The organism is Pseudomonas sp. DP-17 (assembly GCF_022380625.1).
Taxonomy (GTDB): domain Bacteria; phylum Pseudomonadota; class Gammaproteobacteria; order Pseudomonadales; family Pseudomonadaceae; genus Pseudomonas; species Pseudomonas nitroreducens_A.
The window spans coordinates 87,391-101,705 of record NZ_JAKSXG010000012.1; the positions used below are offsets into that span (position 1 = coordinate 87,391).

Sequence of the window (14,315 nt, forward strand, 5' to 3'; positions counted from 1 at the left end):
CTGACAGGTGACGTTGACCGAGGTCAATTTTCCTACGGACGAAGCCGCTAGATTCCCACAACATCTTGTTGTCTTGAATCCATCGAGACACAGCATGTTGTGGAACAAAGCCAATGCCTCTGACACGAACCGCCCTTCTTCCCACCAGCCTGCGCAAGCGTAACGGCAGCTTCGCCGCCTTCGACCCGAGCAAGATCGAACGCGCCATCGCCGCTGCCGGCGAGGCCTGCGGCGAGTTCACCGCGCCCCATGCGCAGGAGCTGACCCGGCGCGTGCTGGCCCGCCTGCCGGCGCAGAACGACCTGGACGTGGAGCAGGTGCAGGACGTGGTCGAGCGCGCCCTGATGGAGGCCGGCCATTACCCCACCGCCCGCGCCTATATCGTCTACCGCGAACGCCACGGTCGCCTGCGCCGCGAACGCAAGACGCTGGTGGACGTCGCCGCGTCGATGAACGAATACCTCTCGCGGGAAGACTGGCGGGTGCGCGCCAACGCCAACCAGGGCTATTCCCTCGGCGGGCTGATCCTCAACGTGTCCGGCAAGGTCACCGCCAATTACTGGCTGGACGAGGTGTACAGCGAAGGCATCGCCGTCGCCCACCGCGAGGCCGACCTGCACATCCACGACCTCGACATGCTCGCCGGCTACTGCGCCGGCTGGTCGCTGCGCACCCTGCTCAGCGAGGGCCTGAACGGCGTGCCAGGACGGGTCGAGGCCGGGCCGCCGAAGCACCTCTCCAGCGCGCTGGGGCAGATGGTCAACTTCCTCGGCACCCTGCAGAACGAATGGGCCGGCGCCCAGGCCTTCAGTTCCTTCGACACCTACCTCGCGCCCTACGTACGCAAGGACGGCCTGAGTTATCAACAGGTGCGCCAGGCGCTCCAGGAGTTCATCTACAACCTCAACGTGCCGTCGCGCTGGGGCACCCAGACGCCCTTCACCAACCTGACCTTCGACTGGGTCTGCCCCGAGGACCTGCGCGAGCAGATTCCCTACATCGGCGGCGTGGAGATGCCCTTCGCCTACGGTGAGCTGCAGGCCGAGATGGACCTGATCAACCGCGCCTACATCGAGGTGATGCAGGCCGGCGACGCCCACGGCCGGGTGTTCACCTTCCCGATCCCGACCTACAACATCACCCACGACTTCCCCTGGGACAGCGACAATGCCACGCGCCTCTTCGAAATGACCGCGCGCTACGGCCTGCCGTACTTCCAGAACTTCCTCAATTCGGACATGCAGCCCAACCAGGTGCGCTCCATGTGCTGCCGCCTGCAGCTGGATGTGCGCGAGTTGCTCAAGCGCGGCAACGGGCTGTTCGGCTCGGCGGAACAGACCGGCTCGCTGGGCGTGGTGACCCTCAACTGCGCGCGCCTGGGCTATCGCCATCGCGGCGACGCTGCCGCCCTCTACGCGCAACTCGACTATCTGCTGGAGCTGGCCTTCGACAGCCTGGAGGTCAAGCGCAAGGTCATCCAGCAGCACATGGACGCCGGGCTGTACCCCTACACCAAGCGCTACCTGGGCACCCTGCGCAACCACTTCTCCACCATCGGCGTGAATGGCCTGCACGAGATGCTGCGCAACTTCACCGACGACCGCGAAGGCCTGCACACCGAGGTCGGCCGGCAGATGGCGCTGGAGCTGCTGGACCATGTACGGGCGCGGCTGGTGCGCTTCCAGGAGGACAGCGGGCACCTCTACAACCTGGAAGCCACGCCAGCCGAAGGCACCACCTACCGCTTCGCCCGCGAGGACCAGAAGCGCCACCCGGACATCCTCCAGGCCGGCACACCGGAAGCGCCCTACTACACCAACTCTTCGCAGTTGCCGGTGGGCCTTACCGACGACCCGTTCGAGGCGCTGGAACTGCAGGACGCCCTGCAGTGCAAATACACTGGCGGCACCGTGCTGCACCTGTACATGGCCGAGCGCATCTCCAGCGCCGAGGCCTGCAAGACCCTGGTGCGCACCGCCCTCGGGCGCTTCCGCCTGCCCTACCTGACGGTGACGCCGACCTTCTCCATCTGCCCGGTCCACGGCTACCTCGCCGGCGAACACGAGTTCTGCCCGCGCTGCGACGAAGCTGCGCTGCGGAACGCTGCGTCCAGCAACTGCTGTGTCGGCTGACCCTCTTTCACTCTTATCCACGCAACAGAAAGGAGCACCACCGATGACTGCGAACCAACTACCCGAAAGCCAGCGCCAGCGCTGCGAGGTATGGACCCGTGTGATGGGCTATCACCGCCCGGTGACAGCGTTCAACGCCGGCAAGCAATCCGAGCACCGCGAGCGCCGCCACTTCCGCGAGACGCGATGAGCAGCACGCTCAGGGTCGGGGGCCTGGTGCCCCTGACCACCCTGGACTATCCCGGCCTGCTCGCCTGTGTACTGTTCTGCCAGGGCTGCGCGTGGCGCTGCCGCTACTGCCACAACCCGGAACTGATTCCGCCGCGCGGCGAAGCCGAGATCCACTGGAACGAGATCCTCGCCTTCCTCCGGCGACGCCAGGGCCTGCTGCAGGCCGTGGTATTCAGCGGCGGCGAGGCAACGCTGCAGAGCGCTTTGCCGCAAGCCATGGCCAGCGTGCGCGAGATGGGTTTTCGCGCCGGGCTGCACAGCGCCGGCATCCGCCCGGAAGCCTTCGCCCGCGCGCTGCCCCAGGCCGACTGGGTCGGCTTCGACGTAAAGGGGCTGGCCGAGGCCATGGACGCCATTACCGGCGCGAAAGGCAGCGGACTGGCCAACTGGCGCAGCCTGGAACTGTTGCTGGACAGCGGCGTGGAGTACGAATGCCGCACCACCGTGCACTGGCAGTTGTTCGACTTGGAACGCCTGCGTCGACTGGCCTTTCGGTTGCGCGGAATGGGTGTGGATAACTTCGTCGTGCAGCTGGCCCGCAGCGGTCGGCAACTCGATCCCGAGCTGATCGCCACGCCGGCGCCCCATGGCGCCATCGATCTCTGGCGGGAGCTTTATGCGCTGTTCCCACGCTTCGAATTGCGCGACACCTGAACGCCCCGCACTTCGTGACACCTGTTGCCCCTGTAGGAGCAACTGTCTTCTCCTGCGAGTCCGTGCCTGGGGGTTTCCCCCCTCTCCCCAGCCCTCTCCCTGAAGGGAGAGGGAGCCGTCTGTGCCGGCTGACGCATTGGTTTCAGCCGGTACCGATCCAGTCCCCTCTCCCTTCAGGGAGAGGGCAAGCCTCCGCAGAGGAATCCCAAATTGTGCAGCGGGCTATGCCCGCGATCGCGCGCAGTGCGCGCTCCTGCAAGTCAGCTCCGTCGCCGCCGACAGAAAAACAAAAGCCCCGCCGAAGCGGGGCTTTTCACTTACCCGAACTGCCAGCCCGTCAGGACGACAGGTAAGCCGAGCGGGTCAGCCCCAGGCGCAGCGCGTCGAGGTACTGGGTACGCTCGCGCACGGTGAGCTTGGCCCCGGCCACCTTGTCGCGGTAATGGGTCATCAGTTCCTCGGGCGACAGGTGCACATAGCGCAGCATGTCCTCGATGGTGTCATGGGTCTCGATGCCGGCGTGGTAGTAGCTGCCGTCGGCGTTCTGGTAGACGTTCACCGAGTCGGTGTCGCCGAACAGGTTGTGCATGTCGCCGAGGATTTCCTGGTAGGCGCCGACCAGGAAGGTGCCGATCAGGTAATCCTCGCCTTCCTTCACGTCGTGCACCGGCATGCTGGTCTCGATGCTCTGCTCGTCGACGTACTGGGTGATCTTGCCGTCGGAGTCGCAGGTCAGGTCCTGCAGCACCGCGCGGCGGGTCGGCTCCTCGCCCAGGCGGTGGATCGGCAGGATCGGCAGCACCTGGCCGATGGCCCAGGTGTCGGGCAGGCTCTGGAACACCGAGAAGTTGCAGATGTACTTGTCGGCCAGTTTGTCGTTGAGCTCGTCGAGCACCTGGCGGTGCGAGCGCTGGTGCGCCTTGAGCTGGTTGTGCAGGCGGCGGCAGATGGCGAAGTAGCACTGCTCGGCCAGGGCCTTCTGCGCCAGGCTGATCTTGCCTTCGGCGTACTGCGCGGCGGCGTCGCTCATGTAGTGGGTGGCGCGCCAGTAGGTCTCGGTGACCATCTCGGCGTCGGTCGGGCCGAGCAGGTCGGCCAGCCACTGGACGATCTCCGGTTGTTCGGCCAAGTCGGTGATCTTCGGCACTTCGTCGTTGTGACGCTCGACATCGGTGACCTGGGTGATCAGCACCGCGTGGTGCGCGGTCAGCGCGCGGCCGCTCTCGGAGAAGATGTGCGGATGCGGCAGGCCCTGCGCGTCGCAGAACTCCTTGAGCATGCCGACCACGACACCGGCATAGTCGTCGATGTCGTAGTTGATCGAGCTGGCGTTGCGCGAGTGGGTGCCGTCGTAGTCCACGCCCAGGCCGCCGCCGACGTCCACGTGGTCCACCGGCAGGCCGAGGGCGCGCAGTTCGCCGTAGTAGCGGATGGCTTCCTTGAAGCCGTGCTGGTAGTCGGCCAGGTTGGCGATCTGCGAGCCCATGTGGAAGTGCAGCAGGCGCACGCCCTGGTCCAGGCCGGCGGCGCGGAAGCGCTCGACCACCGACAGCAGTTGCGCAGCGGACAGGCCGAACTTGGCCTTCTCGCCACCGGTATCGGCCCACTTGGAGGACGCCAGCGAGGACAGCCGCACGCGCAGGCCGACCTGGGGCAGCACGCCGATCACGGCGGCTTCCTCGATCACCAGCTGCACCTCGGATTCCTTCTCGATCACGATGAACACGTTGTGGCCGAGCTTCTGCCCCATCAGCGCCAGCTTGATGAACTCGCGGTCCTTGTAGCCGTTGCAGACGATGGTGCCGCCCTTGGGCGCCAGTGCCAGCACGGCCATCAGCTCGGGCTTGGAGCCGGCTTCCAGGCCGATGGAAACGTTCTGGGTGGCGATGATGCTTTCCACCACCGCTTCCTGCTGGTTGACCTTGATCGGGTACAGCGCGGTGTAGCGGCTGGTGTACTCCAGACGCGCGATGTTGGCGTCGAAGGCGCCGGTGAGTTTGCGCACGCGGTCCTGGAGGATGTCCGGGAAGCGCACCAGCAGCGGCAGCGACAGGCCCGCCTCGCGCAGCTGCTCGACCACCACGTGCAGATCGATCGGCTGAGCACCGGCGCCCTGCGGGCGAACTTCCACGTTACCGGCGTCGTTGATGGCGTAGTAGCCAGCGCCCCAGTGGCGAATTCCGTAGATGCTGCGGCTGTCAGCCACGGTCCAGTTGCTGCCGTCGTCTTTGCGGGTCCGTCTAGCGGCCATGCGGGGTGGTCTCCTCAGATTGCGCGAATGTGTGCAGGCGCCCGCCCGGCGTGCGGGTGAGTCGTCAAGCCTGGTGGTTAAACCTAGCCGGGCCTCGTGACGTTGCCGTGTTGACCGCCGGCTTTGGCGGTAAGTTTAGGAAAATCCGACGACACGCCCAGGGCGCGCCGATAAATCTCCCATCTAGGGAAAGGGCTTGCCGGCCATGTGCGGAGGCACATCGCCTGGAACCCGTTCTCGACAGGGGAGAGTCGCTTGCCCCTTCAGACAAGCAGCAGGGCGGCTCAGCCGCCGGATTTCTTCGCCTTGAGGCCGCGCTTCTGCAGCTCTTCGAGGAGCAGGTCGACGTGGTCGCCCTGGATCTCGATGATGCCGTCCTTCAAAGCGCCACCCGTGCCGCAGCGCTTCTTCAGCGCGGTAGCCAGGTCCTTCAGCGCATCGGCCGCCAGCGGCACGCCGGTCACCGTGGTCACGGTCTTGCCACCGCGGCCCTTGGTTTCCCGACGCACGCGAGCGATGCCATCGCCGGCCGGAATATCGGCCTGCTTGCAGATGCACGCGCCAATGGGCTGATGGCAGTCCGGGCAGTGCCGGCCGGTATCAGTGGAGTAGACGAGCCCGCCGAGGGCGGACAGGGAGGAGGCTTTCTTGACCACCGGGCGTTTCCCCAGGATTGGCCTCTTCGGGCCAGGTCAACGAATGGCCGGCTGGCGCCGACCGCGACGCCCCACTCAGGCAGGGGCTGCGCAAATCCCGGCGGAGGACCCTGCCGGAAAGGTCGCGCAATTTAGCAGCATTGGAGGCAAATGCTAAGAGCGAAAATGCGTCATTGATCGGCGGTTTGGCGACATGGCCCTTTTCGAGGCTTCTGGAAGTCGGATCGAGCGATCGCGGACGGAGTCCGCTCCTACGCCAGGTTCAGCACCCGTGTAGGAGCGGACTCCGTCCGCGATTGCTCAAATCACCTTACCATCCCCACAGAAACAAACCCGGGACTTGCGCAGCGCCGCCAGCGAATCCGGGCAGTACGGCGTGCCCGCCCTGGCCTCGGCCAGCACCTGATGCGGATCGATGAAGCGCGCTTCCATGACTTCTTCGGGCTGCAACTTCAGCGGCGCATCGGACACGGCGGAGAACACTGCGCACCACAGGCGGTTGTCCGGCTGGTCGAAGAAGAACGAACCGTGCTCGCGCAACTCGACGCCGGAAATGCCCAGCTCTTCTTCCAGCTCGCGGGCGGCGGATTGGGCGTAGCTCTCGTCCGCCTGCACCATGCCGCCGGCGGCCGGATCCCAGTAGCCGGGGTAGATCGCCTTGCTCAGCGTGCGGCGGTGCACGCACAGCTCGCCGGCGGAGTTGAACAGCAGGACGAAGGTGCCCCGGCCGATCAGCCCGCGCTCGCGCAATTGCGCACGCGGCAGGCTGCCCTTGAGCTGGTCGTCGCGGTTCACCCAGGCGACCAGTTCGGCGTCCGAAGCCGCCCGGTGGGCGGCTTCCTTGTCGCTGATGCCGTCCATCAACCCTGGGCCAGCAGTTGGCGCAGATCAATGATCGCGGCGTTGGCGCGGGAAATGTAGTTGGCCATCACCAGCGAGTGGTTGGCCAGCACGCCGAAGCCGCTGCCGTTGAGGACCATCGGGCTCCACAGCGGTGCCTCGGCGGCCTCCAGCTCACGGATGATCTGGCGCACGCTGACAGTGGCGTTCTTCTTCGCCAGCACGTCGGCGAAATCCACCTCGATGGCGCGCAGGATGTGCGACAGCGCCCAGGCCTGGCCGCGGGCCTCGTAGAACACGTTGTCGATCTGCATCCAGGGGGTTTCCTGGATCACTTCCTCGACTTCCGGCGCCTGGCCCGGGGTGACCGGCTTGAGCGGCGTGATGTTGGTGTTCAGCTTGACCCGGCCGACGCTGGCCGAGAGACGCTGGGACAGCGAGCCCAGGCGCGTGGAAACGTCGCCCAGCCAGTTGTTCAGGCTGTCGGCACGGGCATAGAACTGCGCGCCGGCCGGGTCGGCGGAGAGACGGGCGAGGTAGCGGTCCAGCGACTTGATGCCCTCGGCATACTCCGATTCGGAGGACGGCAGCGCCCAGCTCTTGTTGTCGAAGTTGAAGCGCGGCTCGGCGCGTGCCAGGTCGGCGTCCTCGGTGGACTGCGACTGCGAGCGGGCGAAGTCCTTGCGCAGCGCGCGGGACAGGTCGCGCACCTGGACCAGGGCGCCGTATTCCCAGCTGGGCATGTTGTCCAGCCAGACGCCCGGCGGGAAGATGTCGTTGGACAGGTAGCCGCCCGGCTTGTTGAGCAGCGTGGCAACCACTTCCTTGAGGGTTTCCACGGTGGTGTAGCCCACCACCATCTGGCGGCCGGCGCGCTCGGCGGCGGCCTGGGCGTTCTGCTGCACGGGGAAGAGGTCCGGCTCCTGGCTCCAATACCAGCCGATCGCCCCGCAGACCACCAGGTAGACGCCCAGCAGACCGCCCAGCACGCGGCCCAGCCAGGGGCCGCCGAAGTAGGCGCGGGCGTCGTCCACCGAGTCGTTCACGCGATCACGCACGGAGCCGCGTTTCTTCCAGTTCCACATGGCAAGTTCCTTGATGTCCCGAATTCGAAGATAGCTTGGACCCACAACCGGCCCCAGGGTGCCGGGATTTTAGGCCCCGCTGCGCAAGCATGCCGCACGCGGGCGGGTCAGCGCAGCCTACCCTGCGCATGGTGCTAGGTAATGCTGCGAATTACAAAGCTTCGGATGTTTGACCGAAGGCACTGTTATTGCCATCAAGGATTGGTAGCATAGGGCCATCACTGTGTATCACGGCGGAAACATCTTCGCCCCGCAGGCCGCCGGTACGGCTCCATGAAGAAGCGCGCGATGACCGAGCTCGATGATCCATCCCTCGACCGCCTCAAGCATCACTTCGCCCAGCGGGTAATCCACCAGGCCCGTCACCTGCTGGAGGTCTGGCAACGCCTGTCGCGCTCGGAATGGAACAGCGCGGGAATGGCTGAGCTTGCCGAAGCCTGCCTGCGCCTGCAGCGCTACGCCGAACGCTTCGAGCAGGCCGAGCACGCGGACCTGGCCAAGGCCATCGACCACTGCCTGCGCGCCGTGCAGGATAACCGCGGGCGCCTCTCCAGCGAGCTGATCACCGAACTCAACCGCCTGATGCAGCGTCTTTCGCGCACCGGCCTGCGCCACGGCGACCAGTTCGAGCAGACCCACCTGCCGCCACTGCGCAAGCCGGTTTATCTCGCCCTGCAGGATCTCGAGCGCGCCGAACGCCTGGCCCAGCAGCTGGAATTCTTCGGCATGGCCGCGCAGCCTTGCGAGCACGCCAATGCTTTTCGCGCCGCCATGGCCGACCGCCATCCGGCGGCCATCGTCATGGAAATCGACTTCGCCGGCGGCCAGGGCCTGGCGCTGGCCGACGAGGCCCAGGCCGGCCTCAAGCACAAGCTGCCGGTCCTGTTCTTCAGCCATGAGGAAACCGACACCCCGACCCGCCTGGCCGCTGCCCGCGCCGGCGGCCAGGACTTCTTCAGCGGCGCACTGGATGCCTCCGGCCTTTTGGAGAAGATCGAAACGCTGACCCGCGTGGCCCATTACGAGCCTTTCCGCGTGCTGATCGTCGACGACTCCCGCGCCCAGGCCGCGCACACCGAAATGGTCCTCAACAGCGCCGGCATCGTCACCCGCGCGCTCACCGCGCCGCTGTCGGTGATGGCCGAGCTGGCCGAGTTCCAGCCGGACCTGATCATCCTCGACATGTACATGCCCGAGTGCCTGGGCACGGAGCTGGCCAAGGTGATCCGCCAGCACGAGCGCCATGTGAGCGTGCCGATCATCTACCTGTCCGCCGAGGACGACCTGGACAAGCAGCTCGACGCGATGAGCGAAGGCGGCGACGACTTCCTCACCAAGCCGATCAAGCCGCGCCACCTGATCGCCACCGTGCGCAACCGCGCCGCCCGCGCGCGCAGCCTGAAGGCGCGGATGGTGCGCGACAGCCTCACCGGCCTGTACAACCACACCCACACCCTGCAACTGCTCGACGATGCCCGCTTCCGTGCGCGCCGCGAGGAGCGCCCGCTGACCTTCGCAATGCTCGATATCGACCACTTCAAGCGGGTCAACGACACCTACGGCCATCCCATGGGCGACCGGGTGATCAAGAGCCTGGCGCTGTTCCTCAAGCAGCGCCTGCGCAAGACCGACCACATCGGCCGTTACGGGGGCGAGGAGTTCGCCGTGGTACTGCCGGACACCGACGCCGCCTCGGCACACAAGGTGCTCGAGGAAATCCGCCAGCGCTTCGCCGAAATCCGCTATCCGGCACAACCCCACGACCTTTCCTGCACCTTCAGCTGCGGCATCGCCGAGCTGGGCGATGACATGGACATCAAGACCCTCGCCAAGCAGGCGGACGAGGCGCTGTACACCGCCAAGCACGGCGGCCGCAACCGCGTCGAGGTCTACAGGTAACCCCGTCCCGGTCTGGCGCGGCGCTCTGCCGCGCGATTTTCCGACCGAATGCTGGCACCGTGTCATCAGGCAGTAACGAAACTGCAATAGGTTCAGGGCTCGCCGTATTTTCGCTGTCGGTCGAGACCTGCCATGCGCCTCAAGCTGCTCACCAACCTCAATACCGTCCTGCTCCTGCTCGTGTGTCTCGCGCTGGGCGCCACCCTGTGGTGGTCGCAGCGCGCCCTGGAGCGTCCCTTCACCCTGATGGATCGCTACCTGAAACTCTCCCAGGGCTTCGAGCGACAGGTCGCGCAGAACATCCAGGCCTACCTCGCCAGCGGTGACGCGCTCAAGCAGAAGGCCGCCCAGCAAGGCCTGGACGAACTCGCCCGGGAGCTGCCGCAACTGCCGGACAGCCTCAGCCAGCTGCTCGGCCAGAGTCTCGACGAACTGCACCAGTTCAGCGGCAACCAGTTGCTCGCCGCCGGCAAGCTGGCCGGCGACCCGCAAGGCCTGCTGCTGCAGGCCGAGCGCGAGCTGCTGGCCGCGCTGGACCAGCTCGGCGCCTATGCCGACGCCAGCCAGAACCCCGCCGCCACCGCGTACCGCACACCGCTGCTGCAAGCCGGCCTGCACCTGACGCGCCTGGCCCATGCCCGCGCCAAGCTGGTGGAAAGCGGCAATCCGGCATTGGCCGAAGACATCCAGCGCGAGCTGGAAACCCTGCGCCAGCTGGCCGAGCGCATCGATGCCCTGCCGCTGCTCGGCGTACTCGAACAACAGGCTTCCGCCTCCGATGACTTCGCCGCGATGATGGGCCTGGAATCCCAGCCGGCCGCCGAGGCACAGAGCGAGGACCGTGGCGTCACCCTCAAGCGCGACCTCGCCAGCGTGTTGCGCCGCTATCCGGACGAACTCGATCGCACCCGCCAGCTGATCGCCCAGCGCCAGCAACTGGCCAGCGCCACTGCCCAGCGCGTGGGCGCCGTGCAGCAGGCACTGGCGACCCTGGAGCCGCAAGTGCGCGAGGAGCGCTCGAAGATCCAGACGCAGGTGCGCGTCATCCAGGGCGCGCTGATCGCCCTGATCCTCGCCACTGCCCTGCTCATCGATACCCTGCAACGCCGCCTGGCGCGCGTACTCGGCCAACTGGTGCCGGCGCTCTCGACCTGGGCCCGTGGCGATTTCGCCCAGCCCATCGCCCTGGCCACCCGCACCCGCGACCTGCTGGAGCTGCAGGAATCGCTGAACCGCCTGCGCGATTTCCTCGGCACCCTGGTCGGCACCATCCACCAGCGCGCCGAGGAAGTGGCCGGCAGCAGCCGCGCCCTGGCCGAATTGAGCGGCGGCCTGCATGCCGGCGCCGAGCGCCAGGCCAGCGACACCGGGGAAATCCGCGACGCGCTGGGCGACATGGAAGCGGCGATCCAGCAGGTGGCCGGCGACGCCAGCCAGGCCGCTTCGGCCAGCCACGCTGCCGGCATGGCCGTCGAGCAGGGCCAGCAGGTGATCGGCAACAGCTTGAGCGGCATGCGCGCGCTGGTGGACGAAGTGCAGAGCAACGCCCAGGCCATCGAGAACCTGGCGGAAGAGTCGGCCACCATCGCCAACGTACTGGGGGTGATCCGCTCCATCGCCGAGCAGACCAATCTGCTGGCCCTGAACGCCGCCATCGAGGCCGCACGAGCCGGCGAGCAGGGCCGCGGGTTTGCCGTGGTTGCCGAGGAGGTCCGTTCACTGGCCCTGCGCACCGCCGGCGCCACCGAGGAAATCCAGCAGCTCACCGCGCGCCTGCAGCAGGCGGCGCGGCAGTCCGTCGAGGCGATGCGCAGCCAGGTCGAGCACGCCGAAGTCACCGCCAACCAGGCCGGCGCCGCCGAGGGCGCATTGGACGAAGTGGTCAGTGCTATCCGCACCATCGCCAGCATGGCCGAGCGCATCGCCGAGAGCTCCGCTCAGCAGAGCGGCGCAGTCAGCGAGATTCGCTCACACAGCGAGCGCATCCATGAACTGGGCAGCCAGAACCTGCGCCTGATCGGCCAGGGGCGTAGCCAGGGCGAGCAGTTGCAGGAGTTGGGCGGGGCATTGCACACCGCCGTGCGGGCGTTCCGCGTGTAACGAACCCGACCCGCGGGAGCTCTTGCCCGCTGTACGGCCCCGCAGGCAGCGTAGGAGCGGACTCCGTCCGCGATGGATCAGCCTTGCGCCATCAGGCAATCCGGAGCGGGCGTTGAGTCGATCGCGGACAAAGTCCGCTCCTACGATTTTGTCCCTGCAATTCAGCGTGAACTCAGCGCTCGCCAAGCTTGTGCCGCGCCGCGTACAGACAAACCATCTCCATCGCCAGGGTCGCGCCGGCCAGGGCGGTGATCTCGGCGCTGTCGTAGGGCGGCGCGACTTCCACCACGTCCATCCCCACCAGGTTGATGCCGCGCAGCGCGCGGAGGATTTCCAGCGCCTGGTGCGAACTCAGCCCGCCACAGACCGGTGTGCCGGTGCCCGGTGCGAAGGCCGGGTCGAGGCAGTCGATGTCGAAGGTCAGGTATACCGGGTGGTCACCCACCCGCGCGCGAATACGCTCGGCGATGGCCTGCGGCGTATGGCGGTGCACCTCGCGGGCATCCAGCACCTGGAAACCCATCACGTCGTCGTTGGTGGTGCGCAGGCCGACCTGTACCGAGCGCGACGGGTCGACCAGCCCCTCGCGGGCGGCGTGATAGAACATGGTGCCGTGGTCGATGCGCTGGCAGTCCTCGTCCGGCCAGGTGTCGCTGTGGGCGTCGAAGTGGATCAGCGACAGTGGCCCGTGCTTCTTCGCATGGGCCTTGAGCAGCGGGTAGCTGATGAAGTGGTCGCCGCCCAGGGTCAGCAGTGCGCAGCCGGCGTCGAGGATGCGCGCGGCGTGGGCCTCGATGAGTTCCGGGGTTTCCTGCGGCACGCCGTGGTCGAAGGAGCAGTCGCCATAGTCGATCACCGCCAGGTGGTCGAAGGGGTCGAACTCCCACGGGAAGTGCCGGGCCCAGGCCATCTGCACCGAGGCGGCGCGGATCGCCCGCGGCCCGAAGCGGCTGCCGGGGCGGTTGGTGGTCGCGGTGTCGAAGGGTACGCCGCTGACTACCAGGTCGACGCCGCGCAGGTCGCGGCTGTAGCGGCGGCGCATGAAGCTGGTGATGCCGGCGTAGGTGGATTCGGCAGCGGTGCCGTAAAGGCTGTCGCGGGTGATGGCCTGGTCGTTGTCGTTTGCGAGATCCATGGTGTCCTCATCGGTGTCTTTCGGGTTTTGTCCTGATCGCTCCGTGCCTGCCGGGTCGACCCTCTCCCCCGCCCTCTCCCTGAAGGGAGAGGGAGCTGTCTGTGCCGGCTGACACTTCGGTTTCAACCTGCACCGAAGGGTCCCCTCTCCCTTTAGGGAGAGGGTTAGGGAGAGGGCAAGCGCACACGAATCAGCTACGGGTGCGGAACGCTGACCACAGCCGGGTGCGGTCGCGCTGTTGCTTGAGGGTCAGCAACTGCTCGCCGAACAGCTTCTGGCGCATGGCCGGCGCCGGGTAGATGTCCGGATCGCTGGCGACTTCGGCATTGAGCAGCGGCGTGGCCTTGAGGTTGGCGTTGGCGAAGTACAGGGTGTTGGTCAGTTCGGCGATGGCGTCCGGGCGCAGCATGAAGTCGATGAAGGCACGGGCTTCCTGCGGGTGCGGGGCGTCCACCGGGATGGCCATGGTGTCGAACCAGATCAGCGTGCCTTCCCTGGGGATCCGGTAGATCACCTCGAACGGCTTGTTCGCCTGCCTGGCCTGCGCTGCGCCCATCAGCGCGTCACCGGTATAGGTCAGGGCAACGCACAACGAACCATTGGCCAGGTCATTGATGTGCTTGCCGCTGGCGATGTAGCGCACGTTGGGTTGCAGCTTGCCCAGCAGCTCACGGACCTGGGCGAGGTCGGCCGGATCGGTGCTGTAGGGCGGCTTGCCGAGGTAGTTCAGCGCCACGCTGATGACCTCCTGGGGCGAGTCGATCAGCGAGATGCCGCAGTCGGCCAGGCGGCTGGCGTATTCGGGTTTGAACAGCAGGTCGAGGCTGTCCAGCGGCGCATCGGGTATGCGCTTGAGCACTTCGTCCTGGTTGATCGCCAGGCCCACGGTGCCCCAGGTATAGGGCACGCCGAAGCGGTTGCCGGGGTCGATGGCGGCGAGTTTCGCCAGCAGTTCCGGGTCGAGGTTGGCGAGGTTCTTCAGCTGAGCGTCGTCCACCGGCTGCACGGCCTTGGCCTGAATCGCACGGGCCAGCCCGCTGCTGGCCGGGAACACCACGTCGTAGCCGCTGCGTCCGGTCATCAACTTGCTGTCGAGTACCTCGGCGCTGTCGAAGGTGTCGTACTTGACGCGGATGCCGGTCTCCTTCTGGAACCGCTGCAGGGCGTCGGCGCCGACGTAATCCGCCCAGTTGTACAGGTTGAGCACCCGCTCCTGCGCCTGCAGGGGCACGGCCAGCGCCACGGTCAGCGCCGCGAGGGTCGCCCGGAAGAACACACGCATGATCATCGCCTCAAGGTTGTTGTGGTTATGGGGCGAGCATGGGGCGGGCT

11 protein-coding genes are annotated in these 14,315 nt (G+C 66.7%); 5 read left to right on the forward strand and 6 right to left on the reverse strand.

The window, feature by feature from the left end; all coding sequences use genetic code 11:
• Positions 1–113 precede the first annotated feature (113 nt).
• Genes MJ122_RS19025 through MJ122_RS19030 form a run of 3 tightly spaced genes read left to right on the forward strand, consistent with a single transcriptional unit; the run spans position 114 to position 3,017 of the window.
• On the forward strand, positions 114–2,132 hold the full coding sequence (locus tag MJ122_RS19025; protein ID WP_275590743.1) for a ribonucleoside triphosphate reductase: 2,019 nt from the start codon (positions 114–116) through the stop codon (positions 2,130–2,132).
• Positions 2,133–2,175: 43 nt separating this feature from the next.
• Entirely contained in the window at positions 2,176–2,322 is a 147-nt protein-coding gene (gene nrdD / locus MJ122_RS30070) for an anaerobic ribonucleoside-triphosphate reductase (protein WP_015479043.1), read from the forward strand.
• On the forward strand, positions 2,319–3,017 hold the full coding sequence (locus MJ122_RS19030) for an anaerobic ribonucleoside-triphosphate reductase activating protein (protein ID WP_239745637.1): 699 nt from the start codon (positions 2,319–2,321) through the stop codon (positions 3,015–3,017). Before nrdD ends, MJ122_RS19030 begins: the two co-directional genes overlap by 4 nt.
• 337 nt (positions 3,018–3,354) lie before the next feature.
• Here the strand turns inward: MJ122_RS19030 and speA are convergent, their stop codons facing one another.
• The 4 genes from speA to MJ122_RS19050 form a co-directional block, all read right to left on the reverse strand.
• Entirely contained in the window at positions 3,355–5,268 is a 1,914-nt protein-coding gene (gene speA / locus MJ122_RS19035; protein ID WP_239745639.1) for an arginine decarboxylase, read from the reverse strand.
• A gap of 284 nt (positions 5,269–5,552) precedes the next feature.
• The gene (locus MJ122_RS19040) at positions 5,553–5,924 is read right to left on the reverse strand and encodes a translation initiation factor Sui1 (protein ID WP_239745641.1); all 372 of its coding nucleotides are present in this window, start codon (positions 5,922–5,924) and stop codon (positions 5,553–5,555) included.
• Positions 5,925–6,224: 300 nt separating this feature from the next.
• Entirely contained in the window at positions 6,225–6,788 is a 564-nt protein-coding gene (locus tag MJ122_RS19045) for an NUDIX hydrolase (protein ID WP_239745643.1), read from the reverse strand.
• Complete coding sequence (locus MJ122_RS19050) at positions 6,785–7,849, reverse strand: DUF2333 family protein (protein ID WP_088416251.1); 1,065 nt, start codon at positions 7,847–7,849, stop codon at positions 6,785–6,787. The genes MJ122_RS19045 and MJ122_RS19050 overlap by 4 nt, the downstream gene beginning before the upstream one ends.
• Before the next feature lie 288 nt (positions 7,850–8,137).
• On the opposite strand from MJ122_RS19050, the gene MJ122_RS19055 reads away from it, so the two are divergent.
• Positions 8,138–9,748 carry a PleD family two-component system response regulator gene (locus MJ122_RS19055; protein ID WP_026079219.1) on the forward strand — a complete coding sequence of 537 codons (1,611 nt, stop codon included), beginning with the start codon at positions 8,138–8,140 and terminating at the stop codon, positions 9,746–9,748.
• Between the two features lie 132 nt (positions 9,749–9,880).
• Complete coding sequence (locus MJ122_RS19060) at positions 9,881–11,848, forward strand: methyl-accepting chemotaxis protein (protein WP_239745645.1); 1,968 nt, start codon at positions 9,881–9,883, stop codon at positions 11,846–11,848.
• A gap of 172 nt (positions 11,849–12,020) precedes the next feature.
• Here MJ122_RS19060 and speB read toward each other — a convergent pair whose 3' ends face one another.
• The gene (gene speB / locus MJ122_RS19065) at positions 12,021–12,983 is read right to left on the reverse strand and encodes an agmatinase (protein ID WP_239745647.1); all 963 of its coding nucleotides are present in this window, start codon (positions 12,981–12,983) and stop codon (positions 12,021–12,023) included.
• A gap of 190 nt (positions 12,984–13,173) precedes the next feature.
• The gene (locus MJ122_RS19070) at positions 13,174–14,265 is read right to left on the reverse strand and encodes a polyamine ABC transporter substrate-binding protein (RefSeq protein WP_239745649.1); all 1,092 of its coding nucleotides are present in this window, start codon (positions 14,263–14,265) and stop codon (positions 13,174–13,176) included.
• Positions 14,266–14,315: the final 50 nt, after the last annotated feature.